The organism is Cerasicoccus sp. TK19100 (assembly GCF_027257155.1).
Classification (GTDB): domain Bacteria; phylum Verrucomicrobiota; class Verrucomicrobiia; order Opitutales; family Cerasicoccaceae; genus Cerasicoccus; species Cerasicoccus fimbriatus.
The window spans coordinates 147,019-161,204 of sequence record NZ_JAPWDU010000003.1 but is presented as its reverse complement, the minus strand read 5'-3'; the positions used below and the strand labels follow the sequence as shown (position 1 = coordinate 161,204).

Annotated in this window: 7 protein-coding genes; 6 read left to right on the top strand and 1 reads right to left on the bottom strand. The window is 56.7% G+C overall.

All coding sequences use genetic code 11. The features are described 5' to 3' along the window. Window positions 1–87: 87 nt before the first annotated feature. The 6 genes from O3S85_RS07270 (at window position 88) to O3S85_RS07245 (ending at window position 13,373) form a co-directional block, all read left to right on the top strand. Window positions 88–5,463 carry an RCC1 domain-containing protein gene (locus O3S85_RS07270; protein ID WP_269539229.1) on the top strand — a complete coding sequence of 1,792 codons (5,376 nt, stop codon included), beginning with the start codon at window positions 88–90 and terminating at the stop codon, window positions 5,461–5,463. A gap of 10 nt (window positions 5,464–5,473) precedes the next feature. Then, entirely contained in the window at window positions 5,474–5,860 is a 387-nt protein-coding gene (locus tag O3S85_RS07265) for a DUF805 domain-containing protein (protein ID WP_269539227.1), read from the top strand. Window positions 5,861–5,933: 73 nt separating this feature from the next. Further along, on the top strand, window positions 5,934–7,061 hold the full coding sequence (locus O3S85_RS07260) for an efflux RND transporter periplasmic adaptor subunit (protein WP_269539226.1): 1,128 nt from the start codon (window positions 5,934–5,936) through the stop codon (window positions 7,059–7,061). Window positions 7,062–7,065: 4 nt separating this feature from the next. Further along, complete coding sequence (locus O3S85_RS07255; protein ID WP_269539225.1) at window positions 7,066–10,194, top strand: efflux RND transporter permease subunit; 3,129 nt, start codon at window positions 7,066–7,068, stop codon at window positions 10,192–10,194. 6 nt (window positions 10,195–10,200) lie between these two features. Beyond that, on the top strand, window positions 10,201–12,642 hold the full coding sequence (locus O3S85_RS07250) for a TolC family protein (protein WP_269539224.1): 2,442 nt from the start codon (window positions 10,201–10,203) through the stop codon (window positions 12,640–12,642). Window positions 12,643–12,692: 50 nt separating this feature from the next. Next, complete coding sequence (locus O3S85_RS07245) at window positions 12,693–13,373, top strand: LON peptidase substrate-binding domain-containing protein (RefSeq protein WP_269539223.1); 681 nt, start codon at window positions 12,693–12,695, stop codon at window positions 13,371–13,373. 17 nt (window positions 13,374–13,390) lie between these two features. Here the strand turns inward: O3S85_RS07245 and O3S85_RS07240 are convergent, their stop codons facing one another. Then, window positions 13,391–14,173 (bottom strand): tetratricopeptide repeat protein, encoded by a 783-nt coding sequence (locus tag O3S85_RS07240; protein WP_269539222.1) that lies wholly within the window; start codon window positions 14,171–14,173, stop codon window positions 13,391–13,393. Window positions 14,174–14,186: the final 13 nt, after the last annotated feature.

The window sequence follows — 14,186 nt, the reverse complement described above, 5'->3', positions numbered from 1 at the left end:
GAAACATGCAACTCCAGCCTTCACGATTGCCCTGCGGTCTGGTAGGTTGGCCATCCTGTCGTTTAGGCAAAATGGAAGGACATGACTATGAATTCACCATACTTTAAGAAGTCCATATCGTTTACAGCGACATCTCTTCTGTTCGCCTCCGCCGTCTCTCTGCTCGCGCCCAGCGCGTATGCGGCGGACACCATTACCGCTGGCAACCAGTTTGGTGCTGCCGTGTCCGGCAATGAAATCAACACATGGGGCCTCAATAGTGTCGGCCAGCTTGGCCAGGGGACTACCGGTGGCGATAATCCGACGCCAACCCGCATTAATTCGACATTGTCCTACGCCAAAGCCGAAGCGGGCCCGAACTTTGCCTTCGGTATCACCAGCGGTGATGGCGATGTGACGGCTTGGGGAGACAACTCTTTCGGGCAGTTGGGCACCGGCAACACAACCAATTTGTCGACACCGGCATCCGTAATCTTCCCTGGTGATGTGGCGATTGCCGACATTGCGGCAGGCACGGACCATGCCTTGGCACTCTCGGAGAGTGGCGCGCTCTATGCCTGGGGCAGTATTGCCGTTGGCCAATTGGGCCTCGGCGTCTTCCAGGACCCCGTCCCGGAAGATTTTAACGACACCGTTGTGGAAACGCCTCAGCGAGTCGGTACCTCCACTTGGCTCGACATCGGCGCGGGCAATCAGTTCAGTGTCGCGGTGCGTAACGATGGTAAGCTCTTCATCTGGGGTGGCGGCGCTCTGGGGACTTTGGGCCTGACATCTCAGTATCTTTCCCCGGTCGAAGTCCCTGGCAGCCAGGGGATTACCTGGGCGCAAGTCGAGGCAGGCTATGCGCACGTGATCGCGTTAACCGCGAACGGTGAGATTTATACCTGGGGCATCAATGCAACTGGTCAGCTCGGCTTGGGCGACACCATCAGCCGTACGGCTCCGACGCGCGTTGGCGCGGCTTCCAACTGGACTTATATTTCCACCGGCTCTTACCAAACTTATGCCATTAACAGCAGTGGAGAGCTCTACGCTTTTGGTCTCAATAGCAGTGAACAGCTTGGCCAGGAAGTCACGCTGAATCCCGGTGCCGGCCTTCCAATCAATTACATGGTGCTGACTCCCATGCTGGCAATGCAGGGCGTCGCCGAGGCCGTTGATGGCGGTCGCGACAACCCGGGCGAAGTTGGCACATTGCCCGATGGCACCGAAGTGACGGGCTTTAGCATCCTCACGGGGACGCCTCTCTCGGCCACTAGTGTTGGCATTTACACCATTGGGGGTAACTATTCCGGCCAGCTTGGCACGGGTGTTAAGTCGTTTACCACCAGTCCTATTCCGGTGCGCACTTCGGCTGATGGTGCTTCCATCGAGGTTGGCGTGCCCAGCATTGATGCTGATGTGCTCGGGGTGAACTCGAGACAGGAAATTTCGGTATCCGTTGCCAACACTGGTTCAGTAAACATTACGGAAGACTACACCGTCACCCTTTATTTGTCCCCCACGGCGACATACAATTCAAGCACGTCAGGTGATCCCATTGCCTCTAAAGCCGTCGATGCGGATTTGGCAATCGGTGACTCGGAGAATGTTCCCTTTTCCGATGTCCTGATTCCGGTAAAGGTCTCTGGTAGCTACTACCTGATTGCGCGTGCGGTTTTCGCCAATGAAAATGCGGAAAATGCGCCGGATACATCGATTGGCGTCAAGCCGGTGACTCTCGTTCGCCCGGACATCAAGCTGCAGAACCTGAATTTTGCCAACGGCACGACCATTGATCTCGGCCAAGATTTTACGGATGTTTCAGTGGAACTGACCAACGGCACCATCGGCATCATCCCGGACGGTCGCGACATCAATATCCAAGCCTTTCTTTTGAGTAATCTGGACTTCGACCCGGTTTCCGACGTCATCCCGGAGGGCTCCCCCCAGCTTATTCCGACAAGTGATTTACTTTACTCAGATGGTTTGAACGCATTCAACGCACCGACCGATGCAGACCCGCCCGTTACGGTGTCTTTGGACTTTAGCACGCTGGATGTGCCCGAAACCCAAAATAGCCGCGAATACTTCCTGATTGTGTTTGTCGTTAATCGCGCCGACCCCGATTCGGAATACGTGGTCATTGGTGAGGAAGATGGCGTGACGGAGAATAACTATATTACTCAGCGTGTGCGCATTGTTTCGCCAAACTCTGTGGCTCCAGCGATCGGCTTTGGCGATTTGATGGGGCAGAATCTGGACATCGGCAAACCGGGCGAATGGAGCTACGTTTCCGACCAGTTTGCACTCAATGGCGATGCGCTGCAATCTCCGGATTTGGCAGCCAGCGGAACCGCTTCCATGTCGCTGCCGGTTTACGGGCCGACTACGATCACCGCCCCTTGGTTGCTAAATGCCGGTGGTAACGCGACCTTGGAATACACCCTCAAAGATGCAGGCGGCGTCGACATCGCATTTGCTGGAGCCGCACCGATGCTTAGTTCTTACCAGCCAAATTATCAGCCGGTGGAGATCGTGGTCGACCAAGATTCACCACTTTATGTGAATGGCACGAATCACCCATATCCCTGGACGATTACCTGGACATTTACGCAATCGCCGAGCAGCACCACCGGCTATGCGCGAGTTGATCTGGAGGCACCGAACTTTGTGCCGGATTCGAATTCATTCGTCTTCCTCGGTATTGACGACGAAAGCTCACCGCTGGGCGATGGGCGTGTGGTCTCGATTGACTTGAATCAGAGCAACATGGAGGCAGGCCAGTCGGCCGTAATGAACCTGACTTATGATTTCACCCGGCCTTCACTGGTTAAATTCTGGTGGCGGACCAATGGTGACACCAACCTCGATACGCTGAGCTTCTCGGTCGACGGTGAGGTGCAAACCCTGCCGACGAAGGAGTATGCCGTCGATGCGAGTAATGCGAGCATCTCTGGCAACACCGGTTGGCAGCAAGTTGCCTTCATTGTAAGTGGCGGCCCGCACACGATGCGTTGGAATTTCACCAAGCTCAGCGACAATCCGGATGCCAATGCATTTATCGACGGCTTGCAGATTCTCGACCCCCTGCCGGACACCAACGAGTTTAACCGCTCCAACCCGGATCCATCGCTGTTGGCAAATGTCACTAATTCCGGAGCTTGGGTTTCGATTCCTGATACCAGTGCACCGAATGAACTTACCTACGAAGTTAGTGGTTTAGCGCAAGGCACGTCGCAATCCTTCAGCTATGATCTTGCCGACCAAGGCACGATGAACACTGGCCCAGTGGTGATTTATGCGCCGTGGCTGATTAGCTCAACGACGGATGAGGATGACGCCGACGCGGATGCATTGTCTTATCGTCTATTCGATGCGGGCAACAATCCCATCATGGCAGCTGGGAGCACACCGACTAACCCCATTGCCTTTGAGGTAGAGCTTAAGGGCGGTGTGAACGGATACCAGATGGTGAACATCGTTATCGATGAAAATTCCGAGTTATACGATGGTGGCGCTTATGCTTACCCTTGGAGAATTGAGTGGACCTACGAGCAAAACAGCGCCGATGCCAATGCATTTGCCCGTGTCGCTCCTACGCCTTACAATTTCCAGTATATTCCGGTGAGCAATGTGGACATGTCCATCCAGTCGGTGGTCGTCACTCCGGGCACCTACATTTTGGATGATGCGAACGGCACCGGTCGTCTGCCCGTCTCGGTGTCGGTCATTAACCGTGGCGCGAACTTTAATGTCGGACCGCCCAACAGCACGACCAATGATTTTCTGGACCCGACCAATCTGTCCGTCCACCTGTCTCTCGACCAAATTTTTGGCAACGAAGATGATGTGGATCTTGGTAACTTTGCACAGTCCAATGTGCTCAATAACGGTAACCAGATCATTTTCCAGGCGAACCTGAATCTGCCATTTACGACTCCGGCCGGAAATTATTTCGTTCTGCTGCAGTTTGATGCGTCGACGACGGTTGGTGAATTCACTCTGTCGAACAACACCTCGACGCAAGGCCCGGGCTTTATCATCGTGCGTGCGCCAAATCTGGTGATCCGCAATGAAAGGACACTGTCGAGCACGTATCCTTACCATCCGGAGCAACCAGCCTACATCACTTACGATATTACTAATATCGGTTTAGGCACGATTACGGAATCGGATACTTTCTCGGTTCAGTTGGGGCTCTACGCGCGGCTTAAGACCAGCGATGAATTCACTAACGAATTGCCCATCAAGATCTATGAGCCCGTCGAGCAAAGCTTGTTCTTACCGGAAGTAAGCGCCCAATATCCCAATGGCGGCACTACGAGTATTATTCATCAGTTCGACTTACCCACCGTGCTAGAAGTGCTCGTTGGCATTGGCGCTGTTAATGCCGATGAACCGGAAGATTCGAATGAAATTTATGAGAATCTCTACGAGATGAACAAATACTATTATTACTTCATCGCGACTGTAGATATCAACGATGACATTCTGGAATCCAGTGAGACGAACACCTTCTTCTTCAACACCGATTTCAATATCGTGCCAGTGCCTTATGGGATTGTTAATGCGCAAGGACAAGTGGCCTTTGCGTTTTTTGAAAACTTTGGACTTTATACGGGCCAGCCTGCTTTCAGCGACTATGTCATTGTGGCCCCTGGTGACGACAGTCTCACGGATCCAAATGTGTCCCTGCTCCCGGGCTTTCCGAATCAGACGAGTTTTATGTCATACGCTCTCGGGTTGAACCCGACGCCATCACCTGCGGGACAAGAGTTGCCGGTTTTATATCGCCCGGATTATAGCAACGGCCTTCTGAGTTATGACGTCGAGCCCTTCGGTGACGATGAGTTCCTTGTCATGAGCTTTGATTTCAATACCCGCGCATCGGACTTCCGCATCGATGTTCAGGCTGGTGATGATCCAAACAACTTGTCGACGATTACCACGATATCGCCTCCATATAACGAAATTCAGGGTGAGCGAAGCCTTACAGGTTTCAATGGTCTCCTATACGACCCACTCGTGATGGCCGTTGAGGGTAACGTCAGCTCCGTCCAGCAAGTTTACACGGCACGGGTTACGGTGCGTGATGAGGTCCCATACAATGGAAGCCGCTTCATGCGCTTGCTCATTACCCCGACTTCACAAGCACCGACTGGCGATCCGACCAATCTCCTGGGCAGTCTCTTTTATTTCGACGGCGAATTCCAGCATGTCGTTTTGAATTGGACGGGCCCACAGGTATATTCTGAGTCTAATGCTGCTCTTAATGGCGCATACCACATTGAACGTCAGACGGGTAATGATGATGCTGAAATCATTGCGGTGGTTCTTTACGCATCGTCCAATGGCAACTTCCGCTTTGAGGACGATACTGCTTCTCCAGGTAATACCTACACCTACCGCGTTCGTGCAGTGTCAACGGGCGGCACTTCGAACTATTCCAATGACGCGGTGGTGAGCGTTCCGACAAACTAATCCTACCCCTATGATAAATTCCTACCTCGATATGCGCGGCAAGCGTGGGCCGCTCGGCTTCATTATTTCGTTTGTCGCTATCGCAGCAGTATCCGTTTTGGTGATGGAGGGCATCTATCAGTGGTTGCACACCAATCATCATTTATCCGGCCTGATCGTATTCCTGGGCATCCTCACCGGAGTGGTGGGGGCGTCCATCCTGTTGACTCAGGCCATCCGCCGATTGAATGACATGGGATGGAACGGCATGTATTCGATGTTGTTGGTTTTTCCGGCCGGTGCCGTTGCGCTGTTGGCGCTGTATGGTGCCAAGCTTTCAGGGCTCATGATTGCCGTGGTGGTCTTGGGCGCGCTGATTCTCGCCCCGCTCTGTTTGCTCCCCGGTAAAAAGTCTTAAGGGCAATTGAGGCGAAACGGAGGTTGCAGTCCGCATTGTGTCAGGCTAAGTATCAGTTTAGAACACTGTTGCTATGCGTTTGCACATTTTATCGATCTCTATGCTTGGGATGTTGGTTCTGGCTGGCTGTCCCAAGCGCAACGAATTCGCCGAACCTCCACCGCCATCGGTTTCCGTTAAGGATGTCGAGCCGCAAGCGGTTACGGTTTACGATAGCATGCCCGGCCAAACCGCCGCCGTCAATGTCGTGGATATCGTGGCCCGCGTTCAGGGCTTCCTGGAATCACAGGATTTTGAGGACGGAGCGATTGTAGAGAAGGGCCAGGTGCTGTTCACGATCGATCCCGTCGAGTTTCAGGCCAATCTCGAGGCCGCGCAGGGCAAGCTCTCCAGCGCCGTTGCCTCGCGCGATCTGGCGGACACCACCTACAAGCGCAACAAGGAGCTGTTCGCAACGCAGGCGATTTCCGAGCTGGAAATGCTCCAGTCTGAGGCGGATCTCGATCTGGCCAAAGGCGGTGTCGAGCAGGCCAAAGCCGATGTCGCGCGAGCCGAGCTGGATGTCGGCTATACGAAGATCAAGTCCCCGATTGCCGGGCAGATGTCGCGCGAGTTTGTCTCCCCGGGTAACCTCGTCGGGCCGGGCATTAGCCAGCAACTGGCGCGCGTCGTGAGCCTCGACCCGATTTACTTTTACTTCAACGTCGATGAGCGGACTTTTCTGCAATATCAGAAGATCGACCGCTCCATGAAGGCCAAGAATAAGGACGCCCGCATCAAGGTGTCTCTTGAATTGGCGGACGGTTCCATTTTTAAGCATGAAGGCGAGGTCGACTACGCGGACAACCAGGTGGACACCCAGACGGGCACCATCGAGATCCGCGCCGTTTTCCCGAACCCCGACCGCATGCTCTATCCCGGGTTGTTCGGTAATGTGCGTTTTGCCAACAAACGGGAGAGCGCCATCGTTGTGCCGGAAACGGTCATCCAAAAGGACCTGGCGGGTGATTTCGTGCTCGTTGTGGGGGAGAACAACATCGTTGAAATCCGCTACGTCAAGAAGGGTCCGCGTGTGGAGCAGGGCATTATCTTGGAGGAGGGATTGGAAGCCGGGGAAAAATTGATCGTCAACGGCATCCAGCGCGCCCGCCCGGGTGCCCCGGTCAAAATCGAAGAACAGGCCGTCCCACAACCGGAATAATCCGATGTTCAGCCACTTCTTCATTCGCCGGCCGATCTTTGCTGCGGTCATTTCTATTGTGATCATGCTGCTGGGCGCGTTTGCGCTCATTTCGCTGCCGATCGAGCGCTACCCGGAGATCGCCCCGCCGCAGGTGACGATTTCCGCGGTCTATCCCGGTGCCAATGCGCAAACGGTCGCCGAGACGGTGGCCTCGCCCATCGAGCAGGAGGTCAACGGCGTCGAAAACATGATTTATATGTCCAGCGTGTCGGCGAACGACGGCACGATGAGCCTTACCGTCACCTTCGAGTCCGGTGTGGATCAGGACATGTCGAACGTTCTCACCCAGAACCGCGTTTCCAAGGCGCAGTCACAGCTGCCGCAAGAGGTCCAGCGGATGGGGGTCACGGTCAAAAAGAAGTCTTCAGTCGCCAACATGTATGTGGCGCTGACCTCGCCCGACGGCTCTTATGACGACGTTTTCCTGTCCAACTACCTTGAATTACGCATCAAGGACGAAGTGGCCCGCGTCAACGGCGTTGGTGAGGTGCAGACCTTCGGCGTGGGTAAATACGCCATGCGCATTTGGCTCGACCCGCAGAAAATGACGACCCGCAAGGTGTCCGTTGATGAAATCGTTGCCGCCGTGCAGCAGCAGAATGTGCAGGTGGCCGCCGGTTCGATCGGGGAACCACCCGCCCCCAAGGACCAGCCGTTTCAGCTAACGGTCAATGTGCAGGGACGCCTCGTCGACCCCGAGGAATTTCAGGAAATCATTATTCGCTCAACGAGTGATGGCGGTGCGCTGCGTATCAAGGACGTGGCGCGGGTCGAGATCGGCTCGGAGTCGTATCGCCTCGCATCCAGCTTCAACGGGAAGGACTGCGCCGCTTTTGCGATTTACCAGATACCCGGTGCCAACGCGATCAACGTTGTCGACGGTGTGAAAGCCAAGCTCGTGGAGCTCTCAAAGAATTTTCCCCAGGGCGTATCCTACGACATCGTTTATGACGACAGCGTGGCCATCCGCGCGTCGATTTCCGAGGTGGTCGAGACGCTGTTCATCACGCTGTTGCTTGTGGTGTTCACGGTCTATGTTTTCCTGCAAAATTTCCGCGCGACCCTGATTCCCTCGATGACGATTCCCGTGTCGCTGATCGGCACCTTTGCGGTCATGGCGGTGATGGGCTTTTCGATTAACACGCTGACTTTGTTTGGCCTGGTGCTGGTGATCGGTATCGTGGTGGACGACGCCATCGTCGTCGTGGAAAACTGCACGATCAACATCGAGGAGCATGGCATGAGCCCGAAGGAGGCCGCCATGAAGACGATGGTCGACGTGACCGGGCCGGTCGTTGCGACGACGCTTGTGTTGCTGGCGGTGTTTATCCCGACAGCGTTCATGAGCGGTATTTCCGGCACACTGTTCCGCCAGTTCGCGCTGACGATTGCCATCGCGACGGTCTTTAGCTCCATCAACGCGCTCACCCTCAGCCCGGCGCTCTGCGGTGTGCTGCTCAAGAAGTCCAGCGGCAAGACACCATGGTTCTTCCGCCTCTTCAATCGTGGCATGGATTCGACCACCAGCGGCTACCATGGCGTGGTAAAGTTTGCGCTGCGCAAGGCGGCGATCGGCATTGTGGTCTTTGTAGGCCTCGTGGTTCTCTCGGGTTGGGGCTTCATTAATCTGCCCGGTGGTTTCGTGCCGCAGGAAGACGAGGGCTACTGCCTGACGAGTGTGCAACTGCCCGAGGCCTCCGCACTTGACCGCACCCGCGCCGTGATGGAGCAGGTGGATGGTGTCGTGGAGGATATTCCCGGCGTCGCCCGCTACCTGACGATTTCCGGTTATTCGCTGATCGACGGTGCCGTTGCCTCAAACACCGGCTTCGCGGTGGTGGTCTTTAAAGACTGGTCCGAGCGCCCACCCGAGGAGCATCAGTCGATGATTATTGGAGCGCTCAATCAGCGCCTCAGCAAGTTGCAGGATGCCTTGGCGTTCAGCTTCCCCGTGCCTTCGCTGCCGGGCTTGGGCCTGAGCGGCGGCTTTACCTTCATGCTGGAGGACCGGCAGGGTGTCGGGCTGCAGGCATTGCAGCAAACCGCCGATTACGTGATCGAGGCCGGTAACGCCCAGACCGCGCTCACAGGCATGTACACGCCGTTCCGTGCGAATGTCCCGCAGTTGTTTATCGACGTGAACCGCGAGCAAGTCATGAATCGCGGCATTCCGCTGGGTAGCATTTGGGGTGCGCTCCAGACTTACCTCGGCTCGAATTACATTAACGACTATACCGACTTTGGCCGCGTGTTCAAAGTCTATGCGCAGGCTGGCAGTGATTATCGCGCGCAGCCCGGAGACATCGGCAAGCTGGAGATCAAAACGCCGAGCGGCGAGATGGCTCCGCTGGCGAACTTCATCGATGTGCAGGAGACGCTCGGCCCGCAAACGATCACCCGTTACAACATGTATCCGTCGGTGAAAATCCTGGGGAGTCCAGCACCGGGTTTCAGCTCGGGTGATGCGATGGAGGTCATTGAAAACATGGCGGAGAAGAATTTGCCCGCGGCCTTTGGCTACGACTGGACGGACCTCTCTTATCAGGAGAAGATCGCGCAGGGCGGCACGGCGGTGATTTTCGGGTTGGCGATCGTGCTCGTTTACCTGGTGCTTGCCGCGCAGTATGAAAGCTGGACGCTGCCCATCTCGGTCTGTCTGGCGGTGCCCACGGCGCTGCTGGGTGCGGTCGCGGCGCTCATGGCGCGCGGCTACGACAACAATATTTACACCAAGATCGGCATCGTGCTGCTCATTGGCCTATCCACCAAAAGCGCGATTCTTATCGTGGAGTTCGCCAAGGCCCAGCGTGACGACGGGATGCCGATTTTTGACGCGGCCCTCTCGGCGGCGCGTCTGCGTTTCCGCGCGGTGTTGATGACGGCGTTTTCGTTTATCCTCGGGGTCATCCCCTTGCTCATCGCCACGGGTGCTGGCGCGGAAAGCCGCAAGGCGATTGGTACGGCGGTGTTTGGCGGCATGGTTGTCGCCACCGTGGTTAGCGTGGTCGTGGTGCCGATGCTTTATTACGTCGTTCAATCCGTTTCGGAGAAATTCGGTCGCAAGCCCAAGCCGATTGAAGAACCTACTTGATTTACCATGTCGTTGAAAAATTGGTTCCACGCGCTGCTGCGCCTTGTATGTCTCGGACTGCTCTCGAGCACCGTTTCCTATGCCCAAAGTCCTGATGTGACGGTGGAGGAAGCCCCGCCTACGCTCACCATCGCCATCGTGCGCGACGGGCCGTCCTACATCCTCGACGCCATGATCGAAGCGGTGAAAAAGGAGACGACAGCGCTGCTCAAAAGCAAGCACACCGTGGTCTTCCGCGAAGATGCCGACTTCAATGCAAACTGGTTTCCCGGCGGCGCTCGTTTGGCGCTCAAGCGGGCCCTGGACGATCCATCCATCGATATGGTCATCCTGCAAGGCTACTTCAGCCTGGAGGAGGCGGCCAGCGGCGCGTTGACCCTCAACAAGCCCTGCATCGGTGCATACGTGCAGGACCCGAAGATCGTCGCGCCGTTTATTAAGAACGGCCGTTCGCAGATTGAAAATTTATCGGTGATCGTGTCCGACATTTCGCTGCAGGACGACGTGAAGAAATTCCACGACCTGGTCGGTTTTGACAAGGTGCTCTACGCGGTGACGGATGCCTACCTGAACGACGTGAAGGAAGACGGCCAGATCGCCGCGCTGCTCAACAAGATGGACACGGACCTGGGCATCACGCACGGCTTTATTCCGCTCAGCGCAACGGCGGCGGATTCCCTCCGCGCTACGCCCGACCGCGCCGAGGCGGTGTTCTTTTTCCCGCCACTTCGCTTCCCGAGTGAAGATCAGCTGGAGGACTACATTACCGGCATCAACGCCCGCGCGATCCCGACCTTTGCGATGACGGGGGAGTCCGGCGTTGCTGAAGGATTTTTGTTTGGCACGATGCCGGATCTCCGCACACAGCTGGCCCGCCGCGCCGCGCTCAATATCAAGGAACTCCTTGAGGGGCGCACCTCCACGCAGATCGATGCGCTCTTTCGCGTGGAAAAGAAGCTTTACGTGAATATAGTCACCGCCTCGGGGATTAACTTCGACCTGCCGACGGATATGCTCTTCGACGCCGTGCTAATCGGTGGCGAGGCACCGCAGATCAACGCGGTGCCGCTCACGCTGGTGCAGGCCGTCGAGCTAGCAATCAAGGCCAACTACGAGTTGCGCGCCCGCCGCGAAGACACGGAGGCCGTTTACGAAGCGCAGCGTCAGGCGCTCTCGCAAATGCTGCCGCAGGTGAACGCGGTTTACCAATACACGCGCAACAACGACGCCGCCGCGCGCGACTCGCTGGGCACCATTCCGCGGCAGTCCAACAGCGTGGGCATCGGCGTGTCGCAGATGGTTTACGACGACGACATCGTGACCGGCTACCGTATTTCCGAGCAAGAATCCTACGTGGCGCAATACCAGGAGCAGAGCCTGGAGTCCGACGTGATCCAAGTCTCCTCCGTGGCCTACCTGCGCTACCTGACCGCGAAGTCCATCCTGGCCATCGCCAAAGAAAATCTGGACGTCACGCGGACGAACCTCGGCCTGGCGCGCGTGCGCCTGGATGTCGGCACCTCGGGGCCGGAGGAAGTTTACCGTTTTGAAGCGGCTGAGGCATCCGACCGTGCGACCGTTGCGTTGGCCGAAAGCCAGGTGCAAACCGCGTTGACCTCGCTGAATCGCGTGATGGGGCAGGACGATCTCGCCACCACTTGGGACGCCGAGCAGATCGGTCTGTCCTCGGATGCGTTCGACACCACCTCGCGCCGCGTGGTGGAGCTGCTGACCAGCGAAGCCCGCTCGCAGCGTTTCCGCTTGTTTTCGATGCAGTATGCGATGTCTCACGCGCCGGAGCTGGAGGTCGCTGACCGCCGCGTGACCGCGCAGGAGCTAAGCCTCGGTGCCGCCAAGCGCAGCTTCCTCGTGCCGGATGTCGGAGTGAATTTTAATTACCTGAACACCTTCCAGCAGGACACCTATGAGTCGCTGCCGGGCTCGGCCAATACGCCCAAGGATGAGTGGCAGTTCGTCTTCCAGGCGAGCATTCCGATCTTCGAGGGGGGCAACCGCGTCTTCAACGTGTTGCGGCAAAAGGCGCTCGTCCGTGGCCGGGAATACGACCGCTCGTTGACGCGTCAGATCATCGAGGAGCGCGTGCTGGTCTCACTGTATTCGCTGAGTTCCAGCTACAGCGACATCCGTTTTAGCCGCATTGCCGCTGACCGCGCCCAGAAGAATTTGGACATCGTCACCGAGAAATACCGCGTGGGCCGGGTGAGCATTGTCGATCTGCTCGATGCGCAAAACCAGGCCTTCGTGCAGAAGCAAAACGAGGTGCTTTCCACCTACGGCTTCCTGGAGGATTTAGTGGATTACATGCGCGCGATCAACTGGTTTGAGTTCCTCTCCACGCCGGAGCAGCAGGATATGTGGCTGAACTCGGTGAAGTCCTTCATCGAGCCCTCGCGCCCCCGGACGACGACCACCGTGGCCCCGCAATAATATTCCCAGCTTTGATTTGCGAACGGCAGTGATGCGGTTAAGTTTTAAACGTGACCGCAGAGATTAATATTCCGCGTGAGTTGCCGGTCATGACGCTGAGCAACACCGTATTTTTCCCGCATGCTATGCTGCCGCTCTACATCTTTGAGCCGCGCTATCGGCAAATGCTGGAAAATGTGCTCTCGGGCGACCGCTTGTTTGTCGTTGCTCGCGAGGATGAGTTGCGTGGGCAGACGACGGGCGAGTTTGAACCGCCGTATCCCGTGGCCACAGTCGGCGTGGTGCGCGCAAGCCACCGTGAGGATGACGGCGCGTCGCACCTGATCCTCCAGGGGCTTTCCCGGGTGCGCTTCGTGCGGATTGTGAGCGAGCAGCCTTACCGGGTTGCGGAGTTTGAGCCGCTGAGCACGACCGGGGATGACGCCGAGCACCTTTCGTGCTATCAGTCCAAGCTCTCTGCGGCCGTGACTCTGCACCAACAGCTGACCAAGCAGGACCCGGAGGAGATGTATGATTTTCTCGCGGAGTTGAAAGATCCGCAGACGTATGTGGACCTCGTCAGCTACACGCTTTGCCAGGATATCGATACCAAGCAGCAACTGCTTGAAACACTGGATGCGCGGCGTCGATTCCAGCGGCTTCTGGACTACCTGCATCGCGAAAACCAGCAGCTACAGCTGGAAAAACAGCTACGTGGTCATCTGCAGGAAGACCGGCTGGACCGGAACTGACGCGTAATCGCAGTCGTTTACAGACTTGGGCTCGCTTGGCTTTCCGTGCTGCCGAGCTTTTCCGAGCGGATTAGGCCCTCAGCCATGCTCTTCCAAAAAGTGATGTCTTCCATCTGGGTGACGCGTTCGAGCAGGGCCTTGGCGGCGTCGCGGTTTCCGGCAGCAAGCTCCAGTTGGGCGACTTCCAGGGCGGCTTCAGCGCGAATGGCAGTCAGCACACTGGTGGACTCAATCAGCTTAGTCAGGGTGACCTTGCCAGCGTCAATCTGGCCGGCTTTGATCTGGGCCATGCCTTGGCCGAGGCTTGCGCGACCGACGATGATGGTGTCCTTCAGCGGGGTGAGGGACTGCTGGTAAAATCCGATTGCGGCTTGGTAATCACCAGCGGCGTATTTGTCATCGGCGGTCTTGAGCAGCGCGATGCCACCGAGCGTGGTGTCGCTGTTGGCCGCTCCGAATGACTGAAGTTTTTCGGCATCGCCGAGAGATTGGCTGTATTCCTCCTGGAGCGCGGCGGTTTGGTTGTCCTGCATCAACTTCCAGGTATTGACGCCGACCACGCCCAGGATGGCGATGACGATGGCGGCAATGATCGTGCCCTTGTTGCGCTGCCAGTAGAGCCACGCGCGATCCTCGATATCGGCCTCGGCAAAGGCGTCGTCGATTTCCACCAAGTTGCGGTCGTCTCCCTCGGCTTTCGGTTGCTGGGGTGCGGCATTCTCAAGCTCCTCGCGGGAAAACCGGGGGTCTTCCACGAGTCCATCTTGGTGAGTCTTCTTTTTCTTGGGAGGGCGATTCATGAAGCGGAAAAAC

Excerpts from the sequence above, each read along its gene's own strand:
- O3S85_RS07270 (WP_269539229.1), top strand. The coding sequence starts at position 88 with ATGAATTCACCATACTTTAAGAAGTCCATATCGTTTACAGCGACATCT.
- O3S85_RS07265 (WP_269539227.1), top strand. The coding sequence starts at position 5,474 with ATGATAAATTCCTACCTCGATATGCGCGGCAAGCGTGGGCCGCTCGGC.
- O3S85_RS07260 (WP_269539226.1), top strand. The coding sequence starts at position 5,934 with ATGCGTTTGCACATTTTATCGATCTCTATGCTTGGGATGTTGGTTCTG.
- O3S85_RS07255 (WP_269539225.1), top strand. The coding sequence starts at position 7,066 with ATGTTCAGCCACTTCTTCATTCGCCGGCCGATCTTTGCTGCGGTCATT.
- O3S85_RS07250 (WP_269539224.1), top strand. The coding sequence starts at position 10,201 with ATGTCGTTGAAAAATTGGTTCCACGCGCTGCTGCGCCTTGTATGTCTC.
- O3S85_RS07240 (WP_269539222.1), bottom strand. The coding sequence starts at position 14,173 with ATGAATCGCCCTCCCAAGAAAAAGAAGACTCACCAAGATGGACTCGTG.